Genomic DNA, 9,331 nt, shown 5'->3' on the forward strand with positions numbered 1-9,331 from the left:
ACCCAGGTGGTGCCTTCGCGGGAGTCCTTGAGGATGATGCCCAGCACGGCGAGCTCGTCGCGGATGGCGTCGGCGGCGGCGAAGTCCTTCGCCTGCTTGGCCGCGGCGCGAGCATCGATCTTCGCCTGGATCTCTTCCTCGGTGAGCGGGAGATCAGAGGCGCCCGCCTGAAGGAAGGTCGCCGGATCCTGCTGCAGCAGCCCGAGGATACCGCCCAGGCGCCTGAGCTCGAGGGCCAGGGCCGGCGACTGCTCGGGCGACTCCTTCCTGGCGCGGTTCAGCTCCCGGGCCAGGTCGAAGAGCACCGAGAGCGCCTCGGGGGTATTGAAGTCGTCGTCCATGGCAGCGGTGAAACGCGCCTCGAAACGGCCATCCACCGCCCCTTCCACGGACTCGACGCCGTCCAGCGCCAGCCCTTCAAGAGAGTTGTAGAAGCGCTCCAGGGACTTGCGGGCATCCGCCAGGGACTCCGGGGCATAGTTGATCGCGCTGCGGTAGTGGCTGGCCTCCAGCAGGTAGCGCACCACCTCGGGGTCGTGGTGCTCGAGCACCTCGCGGATGGTGAAGAAGTTGCCCAGGGACTTGGACATCTTCTCCTGATTCACCCGCACCGCCCCGGCGTGCATCCAGGTGTTGACGAAGGGCTTGCCGTTGGCGGCCTCGGACTGGGCGATCTCGTTCTCGTGGTGAGGGAAGGTGAGGTCCGGCCCGCCGCCATGGATATCGAAGGTGTCGCCCAGGCAGCACCTGGACATGGCCGAGCACTCGATATGCCAGCCGGGGCGCCCCCCGCCCCAGGGAGAGAGCCAGCTGGCCTCGCCGGGCTTGGCCGCCTTCCAGAGCACGAAGTCCAGCGGATCCTCCTTGTGCTCGTCCACCTCGATGCGGGCACCCGAGCGCATCTCGTCGAGATCGCGGTTGTTGAGCTTGCCGTAGCCCTCGAACTTGCGCACCCGATAGTAGACGTCGCCGTTGTCCGCCGCATAGGCGTAGCCCTTGGCGATCAGCGTCTCGATCATCGCGAGGATGTCGTCAATATGGCGGGTCGCCCGGGGCTCCTGGTCCGGCGGCAGCACCGAGAGGCGCGCCTCGTCCTCGTGCATCGCCTCGATCATGCGCTCGGTGAGCGAGGCGATGCTCTCGCCGTTCTCGTCGGCGCGACGAAGGATCTTGTCGTCGATGTCGGTGACATTGCGCACATAGGTGACGTCATAGCCCCGATGACGCAGGTAGCGGGTGATGACGTCGAAGGCCACCATCACCCGGGCATGGCCCAGGTGGCAGTAGTCGTAGACGGTCATGCCGCATACATACATGCGCACGCGGCCCGGCTCGATGGGCGTGAAGGCTTCCTTCCGGCGGGTCAGCGTATTGTAGATCTGCAGCGCGTTGCTCACGGTCACCCCTTCTTCTGCGCGTCTTTCGTCTGGGACGCTTTCGACTGCGACTCTTTCTTCTGGACCTTGGCCCAGCTGTCCTTGAGACCCACGGTGCGGTTGAACACCAGCTTGCCGTCGCGGCAGGCGTGGCGGTCGGCGCAGAAGTAGCCCACCCGCTCGAACTGGAAGCGGCTCTCCGGGGCGGCCTCGGCCAGGCTCGGCTCGCCGATGGCCTGGCAGACCACCAGCGACTCGGGGTTCAGGTGGTCGAGGAAGTCGGCATCCTTGTCGCGGTCCGGCTGCTCCACCGTGAAGAGGTTGTCGTAGAGCCGCACCTCCATGGGCACGCCGTGCTCGGCGCTGACCCAGTGGATCACGCCCTTGACCTTGCGACCCTCCGGGTTCTTGCCCAGGGTATCGAAGTCCACGGAGCAGTGGAGCGCCTCGATCTCGCCACTGGCGTCCTTGACCACCTCGTCGCAGCGGATGACGTAGCTGTTGCGCAGGCGCACCTCCTGGCCCGGCGCCAGGCGGAAGAACTTCCTGGGCGGCTCCTCCATGAAGTCGTCCTGATCGATGTAGAGTTCCCGGGCGAAGGGAATCCGTCGCACGCCGAGATCATCCCGGGCCGGGTGACCGGGCACCTCATAGACCTCCTCATGGCCCTCCGGCACGTTGGTCAGCACCACCTTCAGCGGCTTGAGCACCGCCATGGCCCGCGGCGCGTTGTCCTCGAGGTCGGCGCGGATGGCGTGGGTGAGCATGGCGAGGTCCACCAGGCCGCCGTCGGCACGGGTCACGCCGATCATGTCGCAGAACTTGCGGATCGACGCCGGGGTATAGCCGCGGCGGCGCATGCCCGAGATGGTCGGCAGGCGCGGGTCGTCCCAGCCATCGACGATGCCCTGGTCCACCAGCATCTTGAGCTTGCGCTTGGAGGTCAGGGTGTAGTTCATGTTCAGCCGCGAGAACTCGATCTGGCGCGGCGTCGCCGGCACCGGGAGGTTCTCCAGGAACCACTCGTAGAGCGGCCGATGGTCCTCGAACTCCAGGGTGCAGATGGAGTGGGTGATCCCCTCGATGGCGTCCGACTGGCCATGGGTGAAGTCATAGGAGGGGTAGATCTTCCACTTGTCGCCGGTCTGGTGATGATGGGCGTGGCGGATACGATAGAGGATCGGGTCGCGCAGGTTGATGTTGGGAGAGGCCATGTCGATCCTGGCCCGCAGTACCTTCTCACCCTCGGCGAACTCGCCCACGCGCATGCGCTCGAGCAGGTCGAGGTTCTCGTCGGCCGAGCGCTCGCGGTAGGGGCTCGGGCGGCCCGGCTCGGTCAGGGTGCCGCGGTACTCGCGAATCTCGTCGGCCGAGAGGTCATCCACGTAGGCCTTGCCCTCGCGGATCAGGTGCTGGGCCCAGGCATAGAGCTGGTCGAAATAGTCGGAGGCGAAGCGCACCGGACCGGCCCACTCGAAGCCCAGCCAGCTGACGTCTTCCTGGATGGCATCGATATAGGCCTGCTCCTCCTTGGCCGGGTTGGTATCGTCGAAGCGCAGGTGACAGTCACCACCGAACTGCTCGGCCAGGCCGAAGTTGAGGCAGATCGACTTGGCGTGCCCGATATGCAGGAAGCCATTGGGCTCCGGCGGGAAGCGGGTCACGATCTTGCCGGTGCGGCCGGCCTCGATCTCGTCGCGGATCTGGTTGCGGATGAAGTTCGGCGCGCTGGAGGTATCGGTGGTCATGGTTGGAGAAACAACCTCTGGTTGAAGGTGCGGGCGGGGGTCTCTTCGCCCATCGAAGCAAAACCGCTATTATAGCGCCACGCCCACGGGCAACGCCAAGGCGAGGCCCCTTTACCGTACAGGAACTTATCGATGATCGTTCTGCAGACCAACCATGGCGACATCAGCGTCGAGCTGGACCATGAGAAGGCCCCCAAGACAGCGGCCAACTTCGAGCAGTATGTGCGCGACGGCTTCTACGACGGCACCCTCTTCCACCGCGTGATCGACGGCTTCATGGTCCAGGGCGGCGGCTTCGACACCGACTTCAACCAGAAGCCCACCCGCGACCCCATCGAGAACGAGGCCGACAACGGTGTCCAGAACGAGACCGGCACCCTGGCCATGGCGCGCACCCAGGACCCGCACTCCGCCACCGCCCAGTTCTTCATCAACGTCGCCGACAACGCCTTCCTGAACCACAGCGGCAAGTCCATCCAGGGCTGGGGCTACTGCGTGTTCGGCCGCGTGGTCGAGGGCATGGAGGTGGTCGAGAAGATCAAGAGCGTGGCCACCACCCGCCGCGGCATGCATGCCGACGTGCCCGCCGAGGATGTGTTGATCCATAAGGCCTTCGTCAAGGAGGAGTGATGACGATTCGGCTGATTTCCGACCTGCACCTGCATCCCGGCGCCCCCGAGATCACCGAAGGCTTCCTGCACTGGCTGGAGACGCGCGCCTGCGGCTGCGACGCGCTCTATCTCCTGGGGGACATCTTCGAGGCGTGGATCGGTGACGACCTGCTCGATCTGGCGGGAGTGGACCCCAGCGGCAACGCCGACCTGGCCCTGCGCGTCGCCCGGGCGCTCCGGCGCCTGGCCGACGACGGCACCGAACTCTACCTGATGCATGGCAACCGCGACTTCCTGCTCGGGGAGCGCTTCGCCGAGGAGGCCGGCGTCACCCTGCTGCCGGACCCCAGCGTGGTGGCGCCGGGCGGCAAGCGGATACTGCTGATGCATGGTGACAGCCTCTGCACCCTGGACACGGCCTACCAGGCCTTCCGCGCCCAGGCACGCGACCCGCTCTGGCAGGCCCAGGTGCTCTCGATGCCGCTGCCGGAACGCATCGCCCTGGCGAAACAGTTGCGCGAGCAGTCCGGGGAGGCCAACTCCAACAAGGCCGAGGCGATCATGGATGTGACACCTGAGGAGGTGGTCAGGGTGATGGACGCACAGGGCGTCACCACTCTGATCCACGGCCACACCCACCGCCCCGCGGTGCACGACCTGAGCGTCGCCGGCAAGGCCGCGACGCGTTTCGTGCTGGGCGACTGGCAGCCCGGCCAGGGGTGGGAGATCGTCATCGAGGAGGGGCAGGCACCCAGGCTGCAGCACTTCGCCCTAGGCGGATGACGCCGCGCCCAGCCGGCAGGCCTCGAGGCGCGCCTCCAGCGCCTCGACGTCGGGCAGGCTCCCCGCCGCGCCAATGACCTCGAGGCGCGAGTCGCGCCGCCAGGCGCTGGCGGTGAGGCTGACCGCCCCCTCCGCGCGATTGTAGAGCCGCCAGCCGGCGTCACAGTGAAACACGCCCTTGACCCGCAGCCTGGCCGGCAGCTCCCCCAGCACCATGGCCAGGCGGTCGAGGTCGAACGTGTCGTCGGGGTGCCAGCGCCACCCCAGGGTGGCATGCCCCAGCGCCTCGCCCTCCTCCCGGCATGGCCGCCCCGGCTCGGGCAGCGGCGCCGCGAACCCCTCCAGCACCACGCCCCGCGCTCCGGGAGCCCCGCCCGCCGCCTCGCGCAGCCGCCGGTGAGCATCGCTGTCGAGGGCCCCACGCGGCGATGGTGGCTCTCCGGCCTCGGCCAGCCGCGCCAGCGGCAGGTTTCCTTGGGGAGCCTCCAGGATCCAGTGCTTGGCGGGCCACAGCTCGGCGAGCCACGCCTTCGCCCTCGCCACCTGCTCCGGGCTTGCCAGATCGACCATGGTCAGCGCTACCCCGTCGGCCAGGGTCAGCTGGTCGCGGAAGGTCTCGTGCTCCCGGGCACGCGGGTCATCCAGGCGGCGGGGATCCAGCACGGCGACAATGTCACCCACCGCAAGCACGTCATGGAACGCCTCTCCCCTCAGCACCTCCAGCAGCCCGGCGGGATGGCCGAGCCCGGAGGGCTCGATGATCAGCCGGTCCGGACGATGGCGATGCAGCAGGTTGACCAGGGTAGCCTGCATCACGAAGGCAAGCTGGCAGCAGAGGCAGCCCCCCGGCAGCCCCTTGACGATCAGGTCACCGCGCTCCTCGAACATCGCCTGATCGATGCCCACCTGGCCGAACTCGTTGACCAGCACCGCCCAGCGCTCTCCCGGAGGCTTCTGCTCCATCAGCCGATGGATCAGGGTGCTCTTGCCGCTGCCCAGGAAGCCGGTGATCAGGTGCACGGGAATATTGGCCAGGGGCACGGGCATGGAGAACTCCTCGGACAGAAAGGCGTTACATTATAACATCATGTTCCAGGGGCAGAGGCCAGCAACGAAAAAGGAGCAAGCCAGGGGGTTGCCCTTGAAGCTTGCTCCTTGTGGCTGGCCTTGAGGCTGGCCGACGACCCTAGCGGCGGATCTCTGCCTTGTCGCGCAGGTCGTCCAGCAGGCCCTGGATGGCGGCCTGGGCACGCAGGCGTTCAGCCATGCTGGCCACGAACTGCTCGACCTGGGCGTCGAGTTCGCCCTGCTCGACCCGCTCCAGTGCAATCAGCACCACCCGATCGCCGTCGGCGGCGCGGCCATAGACGGGGACATCGCCCTCGGGAGCCGGCAGGCGGAACACCGCATCGACCACCGAACGGGAGAGGCCCTGGCTCTCCTGGCGCCCCACGCCCTCGACCCGCTGCCAGTCGAGGCCCAGCTCATCGCCGGCGCGCAGGGCCTCCAGGCGCTGCTCGCCCAACGCCATCAGCGCCTCGCGTCGCAGATTGGCGGCCACGCTGGCCTCGACCTGGTCACGGACCTCCTCGAGCGGCAGGGTGGTGGCCTCGCGATGCTCGGCAACGCGCAGCACCAGACGACGATCATTGTCCAGCTCGATCACCTCGCTGTTGAAGCGCTCCTCCAGCACGTCGGTGCTGAAGGCCTCGCTCATCACGCCAGGCTCGGAGAGCACCCCCCGGGCACCATCGCGGGAGACCCAGTCGCTGGTCTGCAGCTCCAGGCCGATATCGTCGGCCACGCTCTGCAGATCGTCGGCGGCGAAGCTCTCGTCGATCAGGCGCTGGACCCGCTCATTGAACTCACCGGAGACGTCGGACAGCGCCAGCTCTTTGCGCAGCTCGTCGCGCACCGCCTCGAAGGACTCGCGCTGAAGTCCGGTGACGGTAAGCAAATGCAGGCCGTTGTCGGTCTCGACGATGCCGGAGACCTCTCCCTCCTCCATGCCGAAGGCCGCCTCATCGAAGCTGTCACCGAAGAAGCCCCGGCTGATCACGCCAAGATCGCCGCCCTGCTCCGCCGAGACGGTGTCGTCGGAGACCTCGAGGGCCAGGTCGGCGAAGGACTCGCCCTGGGCCAGGCGCTCACGCACCGCCTCGAGCTCGGCACGCGCCTCATCGCGACTGCGCTCGCCACCGACGGTCAGCATGATGTGGGCGAGGCGGCGATCGGCGTCGGCGGTGCGCTCCAGCCAGGCGTTGCGAAGCTCGGCCTCATCGACCTCCACGGCCTCGGCCATCTCCTGGCGATCGATGAGCACATACTCCAGGCGGACCTGCTCGGGCCGGCGGTAGTTGTCCGCGTTATCTGCGTAGTAGGCCTCCAGGGCCGCCTGGGTCAACTCCACTTCGTCTTCCACCTGCCCGGAGGAAAGCGTGACATAGCGGAGGCTGCGGGTCTGACGCTGCAGAGTCGCCAGACGCTCCTGTTCGCTGGGCAGGGTGAAGTCGCTGAAGGCCAGCCCCTGCTGCAGCTGCTGGCGTTTCATCTCCACGCGCAGTTCATCGCGGAAGGCCATGGGGGTGTAGCCGGCGCTGGCCAGGCGATTGCGGAACAGCTCGCTGTCGAAGCGACCCTCCTGGTCCTGGAACTCCGGCAGCGCCACGATGATCTGGTCGAGCTGCTCCTCGGAGAGGTGCAGGCCACCCTCGGCGGCGTACTGGGTCAGCAGGCGGTCGGTGATCAGCTGGTCGAGCATCTGGGCGCGCAGGGCACGCTCCTGCTCCGGGGGCACCTGCCCACTGCGAATCGCCCGTTGAACCTCGAGCTCCAGCTGCTGGCGAGTGATCGTTTCACCGTTGACCTTGGCGATCTCATCGCCCCCACCGCCGAACAGGCCCACCAGGGACTCGACACCGAACAGCGCCATGGTCACGACCACGGCCCCGACGATGATCTTGGCGCCCCAGCTTCGGGAGCGGTCACGAATACTTTGCAGCATGCAGGCCTCGGCATCGTATTGTGTGGAAAGTAAGGGCATTAAACCGAGACAGGCGCACCGCCGTGGGCGATGCGCCTGTAGGAGAGTCAACCATCAGTCACTTGGAGAAGCTCACGCCTCAGTTGACGGAATCCTTTAGCGCCTTGCCGGCCTTGAAGCTCGGCACCTTCGCGGCGCTGATCTCGATCGGCTGACCAGTCTGGGGGTTGCGACCGGTGCGCGCGGCGCGCTCCTTGACCTGGAAGGTACCGAAGCCCACCAGGGAGACACTGTCGCCCTTCTTGAGACTATCGGTCACGGTATCGACCATGGCGTCCAGGGCCCGGGCAGCGGCAGCCTTGGGAATGTCGGCAGACGCGGCGATGGCTTCGATCAGCTCGGACTTGTTCACACTTCACCCCTTGATTTTTTCGAAATTTGGCTCTAAACGGCGGAGCAACTCAACCGGAAGTCACGATCACAGCATGAGGCATTTTATAGCAATGCGATGAAAGGGCTGTCAAGCATACTACCGAGACGGACCCCACCAAATCAGGCTTTTAGCCAGATCATGGCGGGGAAAATAATGTCAATGCGTGCTGATCATCGACGGGGAAGTGGCGGCATCCTCGGGACGAGAATCCTCTGCAGAAGCCTCGGGCCTTTTGGCCAACGCCACCTCAAGCACCTCGTCGATCCAGCGAACCGGCCTGATGTCGAGAGCCTCCTTGATATTATCCGGAACCTCCTTGAGGTCACGGCGATTCTCCTCGGGCACCAGCACGGTCTTTATACCACCGCGCCGGGCGGCCAGCAATTTCTCCTTCAGGCCACCGATGGGCATCACCTCGCCGCGCAGGTTGACCTCGCCGGTCATCGCCACGTCACAGCGCACCGGGCGTCCGGTATAGGCAGAGACCATGGCCGTGACCATGGCGACGCCGGCGCTGGGACCATCCTTGGGCGTGGCCCCCTCGGGCACGTGGATATGCAGGTCCTCCTTCTCGAAGCGCTCCGGGTCGATGCCCAGGCTCAGGGCTCGCGCACGCACCACGGTCTGGGCCGCACTCACCGACTCCTTCATCACGTCGCCCAGCGAGCCGGTCTTGTTGATGCGACCCTTGCCCGGGGTCAACACCGACTCGATATAGAGCAGTTCGCCGCCCACCGAGGTCCAGGCCAGGCCGGTCACACGGCCCACCTGGTCGTCCTGGTCGGCCAGGCCGTAGCTGTAGCGGCGTACACCGGCATAGGCCTCGATATCCGCGGCGGCCAGCATCACGGGGGCCAGCGCTCCCTCCTTGGCCTCCTGCTCGAGCCGCTCGCGCAGCACCTTGCGACACACCTTGGCGATCTGGCGCTCGAGTTCACGCACGCCCGCCTCGCGACTGTAGTAACGAATCAGCTCCAGGACCGCCTCGTCGGAGAAGGCCAGCTCGCCCTCCTTGAAGCCGTTGGCGATGAGCTGCTTGGGCGCCAGGTACCGCTTGGCGATGGCCAGCTTCTCATCCTCGGTGTAACCCGGCAGGCGAATCACCTCCATGCGGTCCAGCAGCGGCCCGGGAATGTTCATGGAGTTGGCGGTGCAGATGAACAGCGTCTCGGAGAGGTCGTAATCCAGCTCCAGGTAGTGATCGCTGAAGGTGTCGTTCTGCTCCGGGTCCAGTACCTCGAGCAGCGCCGAGGCGGGATCGCCGCGATGGTCCATGCCGATCTTGTCGATCTCGTCGAGCAGGAACAGCGGGTTCCTGACCCCGGCCCGGGACATGCGCTGAATGATCTTGCCCGGCAGCGAGCCGATGTAGGTGCGGCGGTGGCCGCGGATCTCGG

8 protein-coding genes are annotated in these 9,331 nt (G+C 66.4%); 2 read left to right on the plus strand and 6 right to left on the minus strand.

Annotated elements, in window-relative coordinates:
- On the minus strand, positions 1–1,385 hold a 1,385-nt coding region (gene cysS / locus IBX53_RS12570; protein WP_290909780.1), incomplete at its 3' end, for a cysteine--tRNA ligase.
- A gap of 14 nt (positions 1,386–1,399) precedes the next feature.
- The gene (locus IBX53_RS12575; protein WP_290909750.1) at positions 1,400–3,124 is read right to left on the minus strand and encodes a glutamine--tRNA ligase/YqeY domain fusion protein; all 1,725 of its coding nucleotides are present in this window, start codon (positions 3,122–3,124) and stop codon (positions 1,400–1,402) included.
- Between the two features lie 132 nt (positions 3,125–3,256).
- Here IBX53_RS12575 and IBX53_RS12580 point away from each other — a divergent pair, with 132 nt between their 5' ends.
- Entirely contained in the window at positions 3,257–3,754 is a 498-nt protein-coding gene (locus IBX53_RS12580; RefSeq protein WP_290909753.1) for a peptidylprolyl isomerase, read from the plus strand.
- Positions 3,754–4,518 (plus strand): UDP-2,3-diacylglucosamine diphosphatase, encoded by a 765-nt coding sequence (locus IBX53_RS12585; RefSeq protein WP_290909756.1) that lies wholly within the window; start codon positions 3,754–3,756, stop codon positions 4,516–4,518. The genes IBX53_RS12580 and IBX53_RS12585 overlap by 1 nt, the downstream gene beginning before the upstream one ends.
- Here IBX53_RS12585 and IBX53_RS12590 read toward each other — a convergent pair.
- The 4 genes from IBX53_RS12590 to IBX53_RS12605 all read right to left on the minus strand — a co-directional run.
- A complete protein-coding gene (locus IBX53_RS12590) occupies positions 4,507–5,565 on the minus strand; it encodes a GTP-binding protein (RefSeq protein WP_290909759.1) in 1,059 nt (352 codons plus the stop codon). The genes IBX53_RS12585 and IBX53_RS12590 overlap by 12 nt on opposite strands.
- A 139-nt stretch (positions 5,566–5,704) precedes the next feature.
- A complete protein-coding gene (locus IBX53_RS12595) occupies positions 5,705–7,522 on the minus strand; it encodes a SurA N-terminal domain-containing protein (RefSeq protein ID WP_290909761.1) in 1,818 nt (605 codons plus the stop codon).
- Positions 7,523–7,640: 118 nt separating this feature from the next.
- Positions 7,641–7,913 carry an HU family DNA-binding protein gene (locus IBX53_RS12600; RefSeq protein ID WP_290909776.1) on the minus strand — a complete coding sequence of 91 codons (273 nt, stop codon included), beginning with the start codon at positions 7,911–7,913 and terminating at the stop codon, positions 7,641–7,643.
- A 177-nt stretch (positions 7,914–8,090) separates the two neighbouring features.
- The coding region (locus IBX53_RS12605; protein ID WP_290909778.1) for a S16 family serine protease at positions 8,091–9,331 on the minus strand (1,241 nt) is incomplete at its 5' end.

It is taken from the genome of Halomonas sp., from assembly GCF_014859505.1.
Classification (GTDB): Bacteria; Pseudomonadota; Gammaproteobacteria; order Pseudomonadales; family Halomonadaceae; genus Halomonas.

What these genes read in the sequence shown, in the direction of transcription:
- IBX53_RS12575 (WP_290909750.1), bottom strand. Translation starts at nt 3,124, where the DNA reads ATGACCACCGATACCTCCAGCGCGCCGAACTTCATCCGCAACCAGATC.
- IBX53_RS12580 (WP_290909753.1), top strand. Translation starts at nt 3,257, where the DNA reads ATGATCGTTCTGCAGACCAACCATGGCGACATCAGCGTCGAGCTGGAC.
- IBX53_RS12585 (WP_290909756.1), top strand. Translation starts at nt 3,754, where the DNA reads ATGACGATTCGGCTGATTTCCGACCTGCACCTGCATCCCGGCGCCCCC.
- IBX53_RS12590 (WP_290909759.1), bottom strand. Translation starts at nt 5,565, where the DNA reads ATGCCCGTGCCCCTGGCCAATATTCCCGTGCACCTGATCACCGGCTTC.
- IBX53_RS12595 (WP_290909761.1), bottom strand. Translation starts at nt 7,522, where the DNA reads ATGCTGCAAAGTATTCGTGACCGCTCCCGAAGCTGGGGCGCCAAGATC.